13 protein-coding genes are annotated in these 14,483 nt (G+C 67.4%); 6 read left to right on the top strand and 7 right to left on the bottom strand.

Features of this window, described 5'->3' with window-relative positions; all coding sequences use genetic code 11:
• Positions 1-111: 111 nt before the first annotated feature.
• From RJ05_RS25675 to RJ05_RS25655, 5 genes are all read right to left on the bottom strand, one after another.
• On the bottom strand, positions 112-858 hold the full coding sequence (locus RJ05_RS25675; protein ID WP_036541680.1) for a succinate dehydrogenase/fumarate reductase iron-sulfur subunit: 747 nt from the start codon (positions 856-858) through the stop codon (positions 112-114).
• Positions 859-860: 2 nt separating this feature from the next.
• Positions 861-2,798 (bottom strand): fumarate reductase/succinate dehydrogenase flavoprotein subunit, encoded by a 1,938-nt coding sequence (locus tag RJ05_RS25670; protein ID WP_036541678.1) that lies wholly within the window; start codon positions 2,796-2,798, stop codon positions 861-863.
• Positions 2,799-2,813: 15 nt separating this feature from the next.
• On the bottom strand, positions 2,814-3,644 hold the full coding sequence (gene sdhC / locus RJ05_RS25665) for a succinate dehydrogenase subunit SdhC (protein ID WP_036541675.1): 831 nt from the start codon (positions 3,642-3,644) through the stop codon (positions 2,814-2,816).
• A 272-nt stretch (positions 3,645-3,916) separates the two neighbouring features.
• Positions 3,917-4,204 (bottom strand): Rv0250c family protein, encoded by a 288-nt coding sequence (locus RJ05_RS25660; protein WP_036541670.1) that lies wholly within the window; start codon positions 4,202-4,204, stop codon positions 3,917-3,919.
• Between the two features lie 162 nt (positions 4,205-4,366).
• Positions 4,367-5,326 carry an alpha/beta fold hydrolase gene (locus RJ05_RS25655; RefSeq protein WP_036541691.1) on the bottom strand — a complete coding sequence of 320 codons (960 nt, stop codon included), beginning with the start codon at positions 5,324-5,326 and terminating at the stop codon, positions 4,367-4,369.
• Positions 5,327-5,908: 582 nt separating this feature from the next.
• Here RJ05_RS25655 and RJ05_RS29565 point away from each other — a divergent pair.
• From RJ05_RS29565 to RJ05_RS25640, 3 genes are all read left to right on the top strand, one after another.
• On the top strand, positions 5,909-7,615 hold the full coding sequence (locus RJ05_RS29565; RefSeq protein WP_162140644.1) for a serine/threonine-protein kinase: 1,707 nt from the start codon (positions 5,909-5,911) through the stop codon (positions 7,613-7,615).
• Positions 7,555-8,733, top strand: coding sequence for a BTAD domain-containing putative transcriptional regulator (locus tag RJ05_RS25645; RefSeq protein WP_081597536.1), 1,179 nt, complete (start codon positions 7,555-7,557; stop codon positions 8,731-8,733). Before RJ05_RS29565 ends, RJ05_RS25645 begins: the two co-directional genes overlap by 61 nt.
• A gap of 111 nt (positions 8,734-8,844) precedes the next feature.
• The gene (locus tag RJ05_RS25640; RefSeq protein WP_051016909.1) at positions 8,845-9,267 is read left to right on the top strand and encodes a peptidoglycan-binding domain-containing protein; all 423 of its coding nucleotides are present in this window, start codon (positions 8,845-8,847) and stop codon (positions 9,265-9,267) included.
• A gap of 23 nt (positions 9,268-9,290) precedes the next feature.
• Here the strand turns inward: RJ05_RS25640 and RJ05_RS25635 are convergent, their stop codons facing one another.
• Together RJ05_RS25635 and RJ05_RS25630 are read right to left on the bottom strand one after the other, a co-directional pair.
• Positions 9,291-11,243: an acyl-CoA dehydrogenase family protein gene (locus RJ05_RS25635; RefSeq protein ID WP_036541668.1), complete on the bottom strand. Its 1,953-nt coding sequence runs from the start codon at positions 11,241-11,243 to the stop codon at positions 9,291-9,293.
• A 128-nt stretch (positions 11,244-11,371) separates the two neighbouring features.
• Positions 11,372-12,553 (bottom strand): ATP-binding protein, encoded by a 1,182-nt coding sequence (locus RJ05_RS25630; protein ID WP_036541667.1) that lies wholly within the window; start codon positions 12,551-12,553, stop codon positions 11,372-11,374.
• A 153-nt stretch (positions 12,554-12,706) separates the two neighbouring features.
• On the opposite strand from RJ05_RS25630, the gene RJ05_RS25625 reads away from it, so the two are divergent.
• From RJ05_RS25625 to RJ05_RS25615, 3 genes are all read left to right on the top strand, one after another.
• On the top strand, positions 12,707-13,003 hold the full coding sequence (locus RJ05_RS25625; protein ID WP_036541666.1) for a hypothetical protein: 297 nt from the start codon (positions 12,707-12,709) through the stop codon (positions 13,001-13,003).
• A 476-nt stretch (positions 13,004-13,479) separates the two neighbouring features.
• A complete protein-coding gene (locus tag RJ05_RS25620) occupies positions 13,480-14,070 on the top strand; it encodes a C40 family peptidase (RefSeq protein ID WP_036541685.1) in 591 nt (196 codons plus the stop codon).
• 3 nt (positions 14,071-14,073) lie between these two features.
• Positions 14,074-14,475, top strand: coding sequence for an RNA-binding S4 domain-containing protein (locus RJ05_RS25615; RefSeq protein ID WP_051016908.1), 402 nt, complete (start codon positions 14,074-14,076; stop codon positions 14,473-14,475).
• Positions 14,476-14,483: the final 8 nt, after the last annotated feature.

The following is a 14,483-nucleotide window of genomic DNA, read 5'->3' as shown; positions in this document are numbered from 1 at the left end:
CTCACCGGCTCGTTGGCGTCGGCTTTGTTCGTCGGGGCGCTGGTATGGCTGGTGGCAGCGGGCGTGGTCGCCCTGCTGTGAGTCGCCGACAACCCTGCTGTGAGCCGCTGATCAGCGGCGAAACAGCTTGTTGCCCAGCCACACCAGCGGATCGTACTTCCGGTCGACCACCCGTTCCTTCATCGGAATGAGGGCGTTGTCGGTGATCTTGATGTGTTCCGGGCACACCTCGGTGCAGCATTTGGTGATATTGCACAAGCCGAGGCCGTGCTCCTCCTGAGCCATATCCCGGCGGTCGGCCACGTCGAGAGGATGCATTTCCAATTCGGCGATGCGCATCAAAAACCGCGGACCGGAGAACGCCTGCTTGTTCTCCTCGTGATCGCGGACGACGTGACAGGTGTTCTGGCACAGAAAACACTCGATGCATTTGCGGAACTCCTGCGACCGCTCCACATCGACCTGTTTCATCCGGTACTCGCCCGGCTGCAGACCCAGCGGCGGCGTGAACGACGGTACTTCCCTGGCCTTTTCGTAGTTGAACGACACATCGGTCACCAGATCCTTGATGACCGGGAAGGTCCGCATCGGCGTCACCGTGATGAGCTCGTCCTGGGTGAAGGTCGACATCCGGGTCATGCACAGCAGCCGCGGCCTGCCGTTCACCTCCGCCGAGCACGAACCGCATTTGCCCGCTTTGCAATTCCAGCGCACCGCCAGATCAGGAGCCTGAGTGGCCTGTAAGCGGTGGATGATGTCGAGCACCACCTCGCCCTCGTTCACGGGCACGGTGAAGTCGTGCAGCTCGCCGCCGTCGATATCGCCGCGCCAGATGCGGAACCTGGCGTCGTAACCCATAGTCAGGCCTCTCCGTCGGTGGAAACTCCGGCCGCCGGATGTCCGGCGAGTTCGGCTGGGGTGTAGTACTTCTCGAGTTCGGCCAGGTCGAAAAGCGCGAGCAGTTCCGGCCGCATAGGTAACTGATCCTCGACGGTCACCGACACGCCGGGCACCATGTCGTCCGGTCGCGCCGGGTCCAGCGTGCAGACCAGCAGCTTGTTGCGCCACTGCGGGTCCATGGCGGGGTGGTCGTCGCGGGTGTGGCCGCCGCGGCTCTCGGTGCGCATCAACGCTGCCTGCGCGACGCATTCGCTGACCAGCAGCATGTTGCGCATATCGAGCGCGAGATGCCAGCCCGGATTGAATTGGCGATGGCCCTCCACCGTCACCGCGGCGAACCGCTCGCGCAGCTCGGCCAATTTGTCGATGGCCTCGCGTACCTCGTGTTCCTTGCGGATGATGCCGACCAGATCGTTCATGGTCTGCTGCAGATCGGTGTGCAGGGTGTACGGGTTCTCGCCGGTGCCGGTGGCAGGCGGATCGAACGGGGCGAGCGCGGTTTTCGCGGCCGCTGCGATATCGGCTTCGGCGACCGCGGGCCGGGTGGGCAGGCCCTCCACATACGCGGCTGCGCCGAGCCCGGCCCGGCGCCCGAACACCAGCAGATCCGACAGCGAATTGCCGCCGAGCCGGTTCGAGCCGTGCATCCCGCCGGAACATTCGCCGGCCGCGAACAGACCCGGCACCCGCGCGGCGCCGGTATCCGGATCGACCTCGATGCCGCCCATCACGTAGTGGCAGGTGGGGCCGACCTCCATCGGCTCCTTGGTGATGTCGACATCGGCCAGCTCCTTGAACTGGTGGTGCATCGACGGCAGCCTGCGCACGATCTCCTCGGCGGGCATCCGCGAGGCGATATCGAGGTAGACGCCGCCGTGCTCGGTGCCGCGACCGGCCTTGACCTCCTCGTTGATGGCGCGCGCCACCTCGTCGCGTGGCAGCAGGTCGGGCGTGCGGCGCGCGGAATCGTTGTCGCGCAGCCACTGGTCGGCCTCGGCCTCGGTCTCGGCGTACTGGCCCTTGAACACCGCGGGGATGTAGTCGAACATGAACCGCTTGCCTTCGGTGTTCTTGAGCACCCCGCCGTCACCGCGCACACCCTCGGTGACCAGGATGCCCTTGACGCTCGGCGGCCAGACCATGCCGGTGGGGTGGAACTGCAGGAACTCCATATTGATCAGCGCGGCTCCGGCGCGCAGCGCGAGCGCGTGTCCGTCGCCGGTGTACTCCCAGGAGTTCGAGGTGACCTTGTAGGACTTGCCGATGCCGCCGGTGGCCAGCACCACCGCGGGCGTCTCGAAGAGAATGAACCGGCCCGATTCGCGCCAGTAACCGAACGCGCCGCTGATCCGGTCGCCGTCTTTGAGCAGCTCGGTCACCGTGCATTCGGCGAAAACCTTGATCCGCGACTCGTAATCGCCGGTCTCGGCGAAATCCTCCTGTTGCAGCGATACGATCTTCTGCTGCATGGTGCGGATGATCTCGAGACCGGTCCGGTCGCCGACGTGGGCCAGCCGCGGATAGGTGTGGCCGCCGAAATTGCGCTGACTGATCCGCCCATCCGGGGTCCGATCGAACAGCGCGCCATAGGTCTCCAGTTCCCACACCCGGTCCGGCGCCTCACGGGCATGCAGTTCCGCCATGCGCCAGTTGTTGAGGAATTTGCCGCCGCGCATGGTGTCACGGAAGTGGGTTTCCCAGTTGTCCTTTTCGTTGGCGTTGCCCATCGACGCCGCGCAGCCGCCCTCGGCCATCACGGTATGGGCTTTGCCGAACAGCGACTTGCACACCACCGCCACCGACAGGCCGCGTTCCCTTGCCTCGATCACCGCGCGCAGTCCGGCGCCACCGGCACCGATGACGACGACGTCGTATGCGTGCCGTTCCACTTCTGGCATAGCCGCGAAAACTCCTCAGTCGATGAATCGAAGATCCGAAATCGTCCCGCTGGCAACCAACATCACGTAGAAGTCGGTGATCACCAGCGTGCCGAGGGTGGTCCAGGCCAGGGCCATGTGCCGGGTGTTGAGCTTGGAGACCTGGGTCCAGAACCAGTACCGCACCGGATGGGCGGAGAAGTGTTTGAGCCTGCCTCCGGCGATATGCCTGCACGAATGGCACGACAGGGTGTAGGCCCACAACAAGATCACGTTGCCGGTGAGGATCAGGCTGCCGAGGCCCATCCCGAATCCGCCGCCCGCGCCGTGATACGCGCCGATGGCGTCGTAGGTGTTGATCACCGAGATGATCACCGCGACATAGAAGAAGTAGCGGTGCACGTTCTGGATGATCAGCGGCAGCCTGGTCTCGCCGGTGTAGCTCTTGTGTGGTTCGGCGACGGCGCAGGCCGGCGGCGACAGCCACACCGACCGGTAGTAGGCCTTGCGGTAGTAGTAGCAGGTGAGCCGGAAGCCGAGCAGGAACGGCAAGGCCACGAACCCGAGCGGCAGGATCGCCGGGACGTCGCCGATCGGCGTGCCGAAATGGCTGGAGCCCTCGATGCAGGAGGTGCTCAGGCACGGCGAGTAGAACGGCGTCAGGTAGTGGTAGTCGGCGACCCAGTAGGCCGTGCGCACATACGATCGGATCGTCGCGTAGATCACGAACGCGGCCAGGCCCAGCACCGTGAACAGCGGTGGCACCCACCATCGGTCGGTGCGCAACGTCTGCTGCGTGATGCGGGCCCTTGTCCTGCTGAAGACGCCGGTTCCCGTTTCGGGGGTCACGGTCGGTGCGGCACTCACCGGTCGATCCCTCGCTGATCCGCGGTGCGGGTGGTCATCATTACCTCCGCGATCGAATGTGATGCTGAGCACCATACGCCGCAGGTGCTATCGCATGAGCAGGGTCTCGCCAACGCGGACCCCGCCGTAGTGCGGTGATTTGTATCACAGTCGATCGGGAATGGTGCACCGGCGTCCGGTGCGGTGAACCGGCGGCAACTCGTCGCGGGAGCGGGGATCGGGAGGTAGACACAGGTCGTCCGCCCGCGCGGGGCGGGCGGACGACAGTGGGGCTACTTCGTTCGGGGGCGGGAGTGGAAGCCCAGGCCCTCGTCCTGTGCGCCCATCCATGCGGCCTCATCGGACTTGCTGTCGGGCACATAGATGGGTTCCTGTGCGCGCTTGGCCACCCTCGGTGGTGGTGACTGCTCGAGTTCTTCGCTGTCGATGGTGAGTCGCTCCAGATCGTTTTCGAGCCGGCGCACCGTGGTGGCGTCGCCGTAGTTCGCGCGCAGTGCCTCTATGGACTGCCGGAGTTGGCCGACGGCGTAGCGGAGATCCGCGAATTCGCTGCGTGTCATCGATTCCTCCTGAGTTCCTATCCGGTCATCCGGATCGGCTACCGCGCGGACCTCGCTGGCCGCGTGACGGCGTGTCGTGTGACCGACCACACATCGTGATCTACAACACAGTAACTGAAGTTATCGGATTCGGCTCGTCGGATACCGGCAAGTAGCAATCGGTCAGCCCGCCGTGGCGTAGTCGGGACCGTGCCCGCGCGCCGTCGCGAAGGCCCGCTCCACCAGGCCGGCGATGGAGGCCGCGACCTCCTCGGCGCGTTCGAGGATTACGCCATGACCTGCTCCTTCCAGCCGGACGAGTTCCGAACCCGACAACTGCGAGGCCAGCACCACCGAATGGGTGAACGGCACCATGATGTCGGCGGTGCCCGCCAGCACCAGCGCCGGAATGGCGCCGAGCCGATGCAGCGCGGCGGTCTCGTCGAAGGCCATCAGCGACGACAGGAAACCGGCCATGGTGAGCAGCGAGGTCTCGTTGAGCATGGCGGTGGCGAGGGCGACCAGGCGCGGATTCACCTTCCTGGTACCGAAATTCGCTTCCCGCAGGATAGGTTCGAGGATTCGCCGCGAGAGCCGCTTCGAGGCCTGCATGACGCGCGGCGCCCGGCGCACCGCGAAATGCAGCGAGTTCACCGCGTGCCGGTTGAGTAGTCGGCCGAGCCCGGCCTCGGTGAGTCCGCCTGCCGCGCCGGCGATCAGCCCGACGCCGACGACGCGGGCGCCGATCGTCTGCGGGAACAGCCGCGCGTAGGCCAGCACCACCATCGCGCCCATGGAATGCCCGATCAGCACCACCGGACCGCGCGGGCTCACCGTCCGCAGCACGGTGTCGAGGTCGCGGCCCAGCTGTTCGATGGTGTAAGTGGCGGGATCGCCAGCACCCGATTCGCCGTGGCCGCGGTGGTCGTAGAACACCATCCGGGTGCCGCCGCCCCAATGCCGCAGTAGATGGGCCCGCAGGAACGACCAGGATTCGGTGTGCAGGCAATGCCCGTGCACGAACACCACGGTGAGCGGGGCGTCGTCGGCGCCGAAGACGCGCACAGCGAGCGGGACGGCGTCGTCGGTGGCCACGGTGAGGCGATGGCCGTCGTGATCGGCGGCCCGGCACGCAAGGGTCATCGTGGACATGACTGTCTCCTGTCGGCCCACCGTGGGGTGTGCGCCCGCACCGTGGTCGGAGGGTTCTTGTCCGGATGTCGCTGTCGGCTCATGCCCCGTTAGCCGCGTCTACCTGGCGTTATGTACACGTTGCCGAACCGAGTCCGGTCATCGATCTGCGGTGGACGCCCGGTTGCGGGCCGGTGCGGAGCCTCGACGCCGTCGTTCTTCTTCGATCGCCGCGGCGGCGGGCTCAGGTGAGTATGCGGATATCGAGGAAATTCGCTAGATCGAGATAGATATTGCTCGACAGTGGGTCCGCGGACACTTGTGAGCAAATTCTGTGGCTATCTAGCGAATCAAGTAGAACCGGGGATACTTCTGTCGAAGCGGGTATGGCCCTGCGAACCTCCGTGGCGAGCGCAGTGGGATCGATGCGGCGCCCGCCGGCGCGATCAGCCGGCCGCCGACGTGCGGTTCGCTGCTCGATGGATCGAAAAGTCTTGTAGCGTATGCGAACTGGTAGATCGCCGTCGCTCGGTCCGGCTCATGTCGTGTGCAGCCGACCTCGGGACCTCAGGGGACGACAACGTGGTACTGCGGTTGGGTGAATCGTTCGCCGATTACCGGATCGAGGAAAAACTCGGCGCCGGTGGCATGGGGGTGGTGTACCGGGCCGCACATCCCCGTCTGCCCAAATCGGTGGCGTTGAAGGTGCTCGACCCGGCGAAGGCGGGCCGGCGCCACGTTCATCTGTTCAGCCGGGAAGCCGACCTGGCCTGCGCGCTCACCCACGACAACATCGTCCGGATCCTGAACCGGGGCGAGACCGACGGCGTCTGCTGGATCGAAATGGAGTACATCGACGGCCCGGATGCCGCCCAACTGCTGGCCGGCGAACCGGGCGGGCTCGACCCGGAACGGGCGGCCCGCATCCTCGGCGATGCCGCCGCTGGGCTCGACTACGCACATCGCAACAATGTCGTGCATCGCGACATCAAGCCGTCCAATCTGCTGATCGCCACCGTCGATGGCCGCGAGCGCACGCTGGTCGCCGATTTCGGCATCGCGCGCAGCCTCGACGACGGGGCCACTCTCACCGGGGCGGGTATGCGTGAGTACACCCCGCACTATGTCGCGCCGGAACGATTCCTCAGCTCGGTGCCCGACCACCGATCCGATATCTACTCCCTCGGCGCGACCTTCTATCAGTTGCTGACCGGTTCGGTGCCCTATCCGGGCCGAGGGGATCGGGAGCTGATCAACGCCCACCGCGACGAGCCCGTCCCGAGGCCGACGCTGCTGCGACCCACCTTGCCCGCGGCCATCGATGAGGTCGTCGCCAAGGCCATGGCGAAGGAGCCCGGGCTGCGGTTCCAGTCCTGTGGCGAGCTGGCCGCGGCTGCCCGCGCGGCGCTCGCCGACGCCCCGCCGCACTCGGACCGACCGGCCGGACACCCGGCGCCCGCTCGCCCGGCCTCGCTCGACGCCTCACCTCCGCACGACACCACGACGCGCGAATCCGTCGTCCTCGCCACGACCGCCGCCGAGGCTCCTGCTGCGGAGACCGGCGACCCATCGGCCCCATCCGAGGCAGCGACGCGTGCCGACCGGACGAGTGCCGGTGCGGGTTCGACGATCACTGTCACCGAAGAGGCGGCCACCGCACCGGACCGAACCCCGAGCAGCGGTGCGCGAGCCGCGCCGCCCGAACCGCCGGACGCGGCGACCGCGCCGGTGGCCCGCCGGAACGGAGCGCCCGATACCGCCGACGAACAACGCGTGGGCCGTTCATTCTGGTGGCGGGCGGTTCCCGGCTGGATTCGCGCGATGGCAGCGACCGTGCTCGTGGTCGCGGTAGCGACGGGCATAGTCCTGCTCGGTGCGGGAACCGAAACCGGTCCGCCGACGGGAGCGGGCGCCGATGCGTCGGCGGGCGCAGAACCCGGCGAACGCCTCCGCGCGCGGTGCTACTGGCCGATCCGGATGCCCGCAGGTAACGGCACCTATCTGGAGCTGCCGAGCCGGGTACAAGACCGCGACGACTCGCAATGCATCCTGAATCAGGGCGACCGCGGTGATGGCGTCGTCGCCGTGCAGCGCGCGCTGACGCTGTGCCACACGATCCCCCTGGACGTGAACGGGATCTACGACCACGCGACCATGACGGCGGTCCGCCACCTGCAGCAGGACGGCGGCGTCGAAGTCGACGGCATCTTCGGCCCGCAGACCCGTGCCGAGGTGCTCGAATGGCCGGTGTTCGAGGAATCCGACGGTCGGTTCGCCGGTATGTGCAGGCGGTCGACCTGAACGCCGCGATCGACGTCCGCCTGCTCGGCCCGGTGCGGCTGCTGGTCGACGGCCATCCGCTCGACATCCGGGCCAATCTGACGCTGGCCACGCTCGCGGTACTGGCCGACGCTCGCGGCGCCGCGCGCACGCCGGAACAGCTCGGCAACGCCATCTGGGACGACAACCCGCCGCCGACCTACCGCAAAGCGCTACAGAACCGGATCGCCGAGATCCGCTCGGCGCTGCGCGCGGCCGGAGTGCCCGGTACCGAGCTGCTGCGCACCGACAACGGCTGCTACCGGCTGGCGATCAGCCGCGATCAGTGCGACGTCACTCGTTTCGCCGATGCCAGGGTACGGGCCGCGCAAGCCCGCGACCGTGGCGACTTTCCGCGCGCCGCCGCGCTGTTGCGGCAGGCACTCGACGAATGGTCCGGGTCGGGATTGGACGGGCTGGCGCCATCGAAGTTCGTCGATGTGTTCGTCACGCAGGTCGGCGAGGAACGCAAACAGGCCCTCGCCGATCGGCTCGAGTTGGATCTGCTGTGCGGGCGCGCGGCCGAGATCATCGGTGAGCTCCGGGTACTCGCCGAGGCCGCACCCACCGACGAAGCGGCCTGGATTCGTTTCGGGACGGCGCTGTATCTCTGCGGTCGCGATGACGATGCCTTGCACGCTTGCCGGGCGATTCTGGACCGGCGCCGCGCGGAGGGCAGGGAAGCGGCTCCGGCGTTGTGGGCGCTCCAGGAACGGATCCTGCGGCACGAGCCGCTGCCGGACCCGGCGCTTCCGCCGCGCGCGGTCACCGACCAGGCCACTGTCCAGGAGTCGCCCGGTGCGATCGTGCTGGTCACCGCGGACGGTCAGCGCTTCGAAGTGACCACCTCGGGCCTGGCGATCGGGCGCGGCGCCGATAACGACCTACGGCTCACCGATCCGAAGGTCAGCCGTCACCACGCCCGCGTCGACACCGATGGCGAGCTCGGGCGGATCGAGGACCTCGGATCGTCCAACGGCGTCTTCGTCAACGATCGCCGGGTGAAGTCCTCCGCGGTGATCGAGGTGGGCGACCGCATCCGGCTCGGCTCCACCGTGCTGCTGGTCTGCCCGGCGGGCGCGGCCGCTCCCGGCTGGTGAGCGCGTTACCGCGGCATTACCGGGGCATTGGCGCCGATTCATATCGTCGGTTCATCGGATTCGAAACAGGTCCGAATCACCTGTCCAGCAAGGGAAGACGAGGAGAAAGAGATGAACCAGACGGTGCGGACGCGGCGTGACGCGGCCCGGCGAGTACTGCGCGCGGTGATGATCGCGGTGATCGCGACGAGTGCGTTCGGCGCGGGCGCGCAGGCCTCCCCGCGCGATGCGTCCCCTGGAGGCGAATCGGCGGGACCGGGCGCGGCCGCGGCGACGCGGACCTTGGCAGGCTGCGCCGCGGAGGGGACGACGCTGCGCTCGGGTTCACGTGGCGAGTGTGTCTCGGCGGTGCAATCGTTCGTCAGCGGCTACTACGGTAATGGCGAGGTCGCCGTGGACGGCAAGTACGGCGACGATACCGCCGACGCGGTGCGTAACTTCCAGCGTTACAGCGATATCCGGGTAGACGGCGTCGTCGGGCCGGATACCTGGCAGTCGCTGGTCAGCAGCTGCGTCCAGCGCGGCATCTGCTGACGGCGGGCCGTCGACCCGCCGGATCAGGTCCCCACCCGGCGGGTCGACGGCAGGAATGGGCGCAGCAGATTGGTCTCCGTCGACGGCCCGAACTGCCAGTCGGCGATCCACGGCCCGGTGCCCTCGCTCTGATCGAGCACCCCGTCCTCTAGCCATTCGTGGTTACCGTCGAGCACGCCGCGGGTCAGCGCGCGGTCCTCGTCGTCGGTGTTGTCCCACAGCGCCTCGAACAGCGCCCGCACCCGGAGCCTGGCCTGCTGGCAGAAGGTATCGGCCAGCTCGGTCGCCGAGCGCGCCTCCACCGCCCCGGCGGCGCGCAGGTCCTGGGCTCGCCCGCAGGCCGCGGACATGGCGAACAGTTCCGCGCCGATATCGACGATGCGGCCGAGGAAGTTCTGCCGGTACTCCAGGCCCGCCTGCCAGCGCGCCATCGCGTACATCAGCGACCTGGCCTGTTTGCGCGCGTTGCGTTCCACGAATCGCAGATGCCTGGCCAACGGGCCGAACTCGGGATAGCTCGCGGGCACCGTGCCCGCGCCGACCGTCAACTGCGGGAACCACTTCGCGTAGAAACCGCCCGCTCCGACGGCGGCCTTGGTCTTGTCCTTGAACTCCGCGTTCCGATCGACCAGCGCTCCGGCGGCGGCCATATGCGCATCGGCCATCTCGCGGGCGATCAGCAGCCGCATGATCTCGCTGGAGCCTTCGAATATGCGGTTGATCCGCAGATCCCGCACCAGCTGTTCGGCCGGTACGGCACGCTCCCCGCGCGCTGCCAGCGACGCGGCGGTCTCGTAGCCGCGGCCGCCGCGGATCTGGACCAGTTCGTCGGCGATCCGGCAGCTCATCTCGCTGGACCACAGTTTCGCCAGAGCCGCTTCGATCCTGATGTCGTTGCGGCCTTCGTCGGCCATGGTGGCCGACAGGTCCAGCACCGCTTCCAGCGCGAAGGTGGTGGCGGCGATGAACGACAGCTTCGACCCGACCGCGGCGTGCTCGCCGACCGGCCTGCCCCACTGCACCCGCTGGCCGCTCCATTCCCGGGCGATCTTCAGCGACCATTTCGCGGCCGCGGTGCACAGCGCCGGAATCGCGAGCCTGCCCGCATTGAGCGTGGTCAGCGCGATCTTGAGGCCGTCGCCTTCGCGACCGATCAGATTGCGCGCCGGCACAACGACGTTGTGCATCCTGGTGAGGCCGTTCTCGATGCCGTGCAGGCCCATGAACGAATTGCGCCGCTCCACGGTCAATCCCGGTGAGTCCGCCTCGACCACGAACGCCGAGATCCCGCCGCGGTGGCCCTCGCTCTTGGGCACCCGTGCCATCACCACCAGCAGCTCGGCCACCACTCCGTTGGTGGTCCACAGCTTCACGCCGTTGAGCTCATAGGCCTCGCCGTCCGCGGTCGGGGTCGCGGTGCTCGCCATGCGCGCTGGGTCGGATCCCACATCGGGCTCGGTCAGCAGGAACGCGCTCACCGCGCCCGCGGCGCAGCGGGGCAGGAATTCCCGCTTCTGCTCTTCGGTGCCCGCCAGTTTGAGCGGTTCGGGTACGCCGATCGACTGATGTGCCGACAGCAGCACGCCGAGGCTCGGATGTGCCGAGCCGACCAGCATGAGCGCCCGGTTGTAGCCGTACTGGGACAGGCCTTGCCCGCCGTACTCGTGCGGGATCTTCAGGCCGAAGCAGCCGAGGTCGGCCAGCGCGCGGACGTCATCGTCCGGGATACGAGACTGCTCCTCGATCCGCGCGCCGTCGATCGCGGCGCAGACCGGGCGCAGCCGGGCCAGGAACTCATCGGTGCGCTCGGCGTCCTCGGCGGTGGGGCGCGGATAGGGGTGGATCAGATCGAGCCGGAACCGTCCGAGAAACATCTCCTTGGCGAAGGATGGCTTGGCCCAGCCGGTTTCGCGGGATTCTTCGACGAGAGCCCTGGCCTGTTCCTCGGTGGCGTCGACTTTCGCGGTGGTAGCCATATCTGCTCCTCGGAAGTGATCGGGATCACATTCGAGTGTAGGAAAGTTGGTTACCCGCCGGTAGGTCTGGAGCTCGGCAATTTCTACAGGTTTCTAACGATCGCGGTAGACGCCCGGATAACCGGCAATCAGACGCTGCGCAGATACCGCCCGAAATGTGGAACGGTGAATCCGATCGTCCCGCGTTCGGCCGAGTAGATCAGCCCCTTCTTGATCAACCCATCGCGCGCCGGCGACAGCGACGCCGGTTTGCGGCCGAGTTCCGCGGCGACCGCCGCTGTCGCGACGGGACCGTCATCGCCGGACAGGTCCGCCATGGCTCGCATGTACTCTCGTTCGGCAGGGGTTGCGCGCTCGTAGCGGGAACCGAAGAAGCCGACCGCGAGCTCCTCCTCGGCCGTCGGCGCGGCAACCGCGACGTCCTCGGCGGTGATCGGACTACCGGGCGCCTGATCCCAGGTCGCCTTGCCGTAGGCCTGGACGAAATATGGATAGCCATCGGCCTTTTGGTACAGCGCCTCGAGTGCCTCGTCGGTGAACTTCACCTCCTCACGTTCGGCGGGCGCGATGAGTGCCTGGTCGGCGGACTCGCGGTCCAGCCGGTCGATGCGGTGATAGCTGAACAGCCGCTCGGAATAGCTCTTCGAGGCCGAGAGCACCGCGGGTAGATGCGGAAGGCCCGCGCCGACCACGATCAGCGGTGCCGCGTCCTGGCTCAGTTCGTGGCAGGCCCCGCAGATGGCGGAGATGTCGGCGGGTCCGAGGTCCTGCATCTCGTCGATGAAGATCGCGATCCCGACGCCGATATCGGAGGCCAGCGCCGCCGCTTCGACCAACAGCTCCACCAGGTCGATCTCGATATCACCGGAATCGGCGCGCCCGGTCACGGCGGGCACGTCGATGCCGGGCTGCCAGCGCTCGCGCATGCCCTTGTCCGCGGTGGCGCGCAAGGCGAAGGCCTTGAGGATGCCGAGGAAATCGTCGACCCGCTCGGGATTGCGATGCGCCATCGCGATCGCGCGCACGGCCATATGCAGCGCCGATGACAAGGGCCTTCGCAATTCTTGATCGGGGCGGGCCTCGATCTTGCCGGTGCCCCAGCCGCGCGAGACGGCGGCGGACCGAAGTTGATTGAGCAGCACGGTCTTTCCGACGCCACGCAGTCCGGTGAGCATGACGCTGCGTTCGGGCCTACCGCGCGCGATGCGTTCGAGCACGATGTCGAAAGCGTCGAGTTGTTTGTCGCGGCCCGCCAATTCGGGCGGGCGCTGACCGGCGCCGGGAGCATACGGATTGCGCACGGGATCCATACCCCGACACCGTAGCGCGCATCGACAGAGATCTCTGGGCATCTCTACGGCGTGTCCTAGATACGGCTATCGATTCATGATCACGGAGCGGCGGCGTCGGGGCCGGAGCCTGCCGAAACTAAGCTGGGTTTCCCGCGAAGATAGGAGTCGACTATGTCCGGCGAGCACGAGTTGCCCGGCGAAGACGAGATTCCCTCCGGCACCGCCGAGGTCGTCGAGTCCTGGGAGGTCCCCGCCGGTTCGGTGGTCGCGAGCCGGATCCGCGACAACATCCTGATCGCGATCGAGCGCGGTTACGACGACCCGCAGCTGGTCGCGGACCTGGCGGTCGGACCCCTGGTGATGGCCGTCGGGAAACTCGAGGTCGAGCTGGCGGCGGCGCGGCGCAGGATCGAAGAACTCGAGCGCTCGGTCGGTGATCTCGCCGGCGGATCACAGCGCGGCAGATAGCTGTGCGGATGCTGCTTCGGTTCGCGGCGGCTGCCGGTCGGGCTGGTAACTCCGTGGCCAGCTTCGATGGCGGGTGGCTGCCGGCATCGGTCCGATAACGGGGTGTTTTCGGCGAGACCGTCCCGTTATCGGGAGGCCTGCGAGCGAATGGTCCGGTTACGCACTGTGTTTGCATTCGCGTGTGCAGAAGTCGAAAAGTCCCTGCTCTGTGCGCTGGACAACATCGCGTCCGCACCGTAATCTTCTCGTGACTTAGTGGAGTCTGTCGCTTCGTCAGAGAAGCGGCGCCACCTGGTCACCGCTTCATCGTCGGTCGGGATTCGTGGATCTCGGCTGTTCGAACCGGGCATCGGCAGGTTGTCGCCAACCTCGCTCGGTCGGCGGTAGAGCACGAAGATCGGAGACGCAGCTCGGTGGGTAAACACAGCTTGCAGCGGGATTCTCGTTTGCCGAATTCCGTCAAGGGTGCGCTCGTCATGGGCGCGGTGGCAGCATCCACAGGGGCCATGCCGGCCATCTCGGCATCGGCGGCCACGATCGACGTTCCCGGCGTCGGCAAGTTCGAGGTGGACGTTCCGCCCGAGTTCGAGCAGCCGGTAGACCAGCTCAACAAGCAGCTGCAGGCCGCGATGGCCCCGCACGCACAGGGCGGGCCGCAGGCCGCCGCCCCGGCACCCGGTGTTCCCGGCTTCGCCCCGGTGATGCCCGGCGTGTTCGACAACTCCCCCGGCGACATCGCCCTCAACGCCGCCAAGACCAAGGTCGGCGCCCAGTACTCCTGGGGCGCGGCGGGCCCGTTCAGCTTCGACTGCTCCGGTCTGGTCCAGTGGGCCTACCGGCAGGCCGGAATCCAGCTGCCCCGCACCAGCTTCGAACAGTCGCACGTCGGTGCTCCCGTGGCCTTCAACGATCTGCGTCCCGGTGACATCGTCATCACCAACGGCGGCGGTCACGTCGGCATCTACGCCGGCGGCGGTCAGCTGCTCAACGCGGTCCAGTCCGGCACCCCGGTCTCCTACACCGCGCTGTCCCCCGACGATGTGGTGACCGCACGCCGTATCGTCTAACGAGTGGCCCGCGCCGAACCCGGCAATCAGAACACCGCGACCCAGGCCCGAGTGGATTCCTGGACGTGGGCGGTGCGTCTGTTCAAGACCCGCTCAGCTGCTGCTGAAGCCTGCCGAGGTGGACACGTCCGCGTCAATGGCGTCGCGGCCAAACCCGCCCAGCCCGTCCGCCCGGGCGACGAAGTCCGCATCCGGGTCAGCGGTATCGAACGCATCGTGATCGTCGAGCGCATCATCACCAAACGAGTGAGCGCTCCGATCGCCGCGCAATGCCTGATCGACCGCAGCCCGCCCCCGCCGTCGCGAGAAATCCTCGCCACCATGCCGCGCCGTGATCGCGGTTCGGGCAGGCCGACCAAACGCGAACGCCGCGAAACCGACCGGCTCCTCGGCCGCACCGAGTGATCGCGTCG

Origin of the sequence: Nocardia cyriacigeorgica NBRC 100375 (assembly GCF_000308555.1) — a bacterium.
GTDB lineage: Bacteria > Actinomycetota > Actinomycetes > Mycobacteriales > Mycobacteriaceae > Nocardia > Nocardia cyriacigeorgica.
Note: the sequence above shows the minus strand (reverse complement) of the source record. Positions and strands in the feature narration are given on the sequence as shown.

What these genes read in the sequence shown, in the direction of transcription:
- RJ05_RS25675 (WP_036541680.1), bottom strand. Translation starts at nt 858, where the DNA reads ATGGGTTACGACGCCAGGTTCCGCATCTGGCGCGGCGATATCGACGGC.
- RJ05_RS25670 (WP_036541678.1), bottom strand. Translation starts at nt 2,798, where the DNA reads ATGCCAGAAGTGGAACGGCACGCATACGACGTCGTCGTCATCGGTGCC.
- RJ05_RS25660 (WP_036541670.1), bottom strand. Translation starts at nt 4,204, where the DNA reads ATGACACGCAGCGAATTCGCGGATCTCCGCTACGCCGTCGGCCAACTC.
- RJ05_RS25655 (WP_036541691.1), bottom strand. Translation starts at nt 5,326, where the DNA reads ATGACCCTTGCGTGCCGGGCCGCCGATCACGACGGCCATCGCCTCACC.
- RJ05_RS25645 (WP_081597536.1), top strand. Translation starts at nt 7,555, where the DNA reads ATGGCCGGTGTTCGAGGAATCCGACGGTCGGTTCGCCGGTATGTGCAG.
- RJ05_RS25640 (WP_051016909.1), top strand. Translation starts at nt 8,845, where the DNA reads ATGAACCAGACGGTGCGGACGCGGCGTGACGCGGCCCGGCGAGTACTG.
- RJ05_RS25635 (WP_036541668.1), bottom strand. Translation starts at nt 11,243, where the DNA reads ATGGCTACCACCGCGAAAGTCGACGCCACCGAGGAACAGGCCAGGGCT.
- RJ05_RS25630 (WP_036541667.1), bottom strand. Translation starts at nt 12,553, where the DNA reads ATGGATCCCGTGCGCAATCCGTATGCTCCCGGCGCCGGTCAGCGCCCG.
- RJ05_RS25625 (WP_036541666.1), top strand. Translation starts at nt 12,707, where the DNA reads ATGTCCGGCGAGCACGAGTTGCCCGGCGAAGACGAGATTCCCTCCGGC.
- RJ05_RS25620 (WP_036541685.1), top strand. Translation starts at nt 13,480, where the DNA reads ATGGGCGCGGTGGCAGCATCCACAGGGGCCATGCCGGCCATCTCGGCA.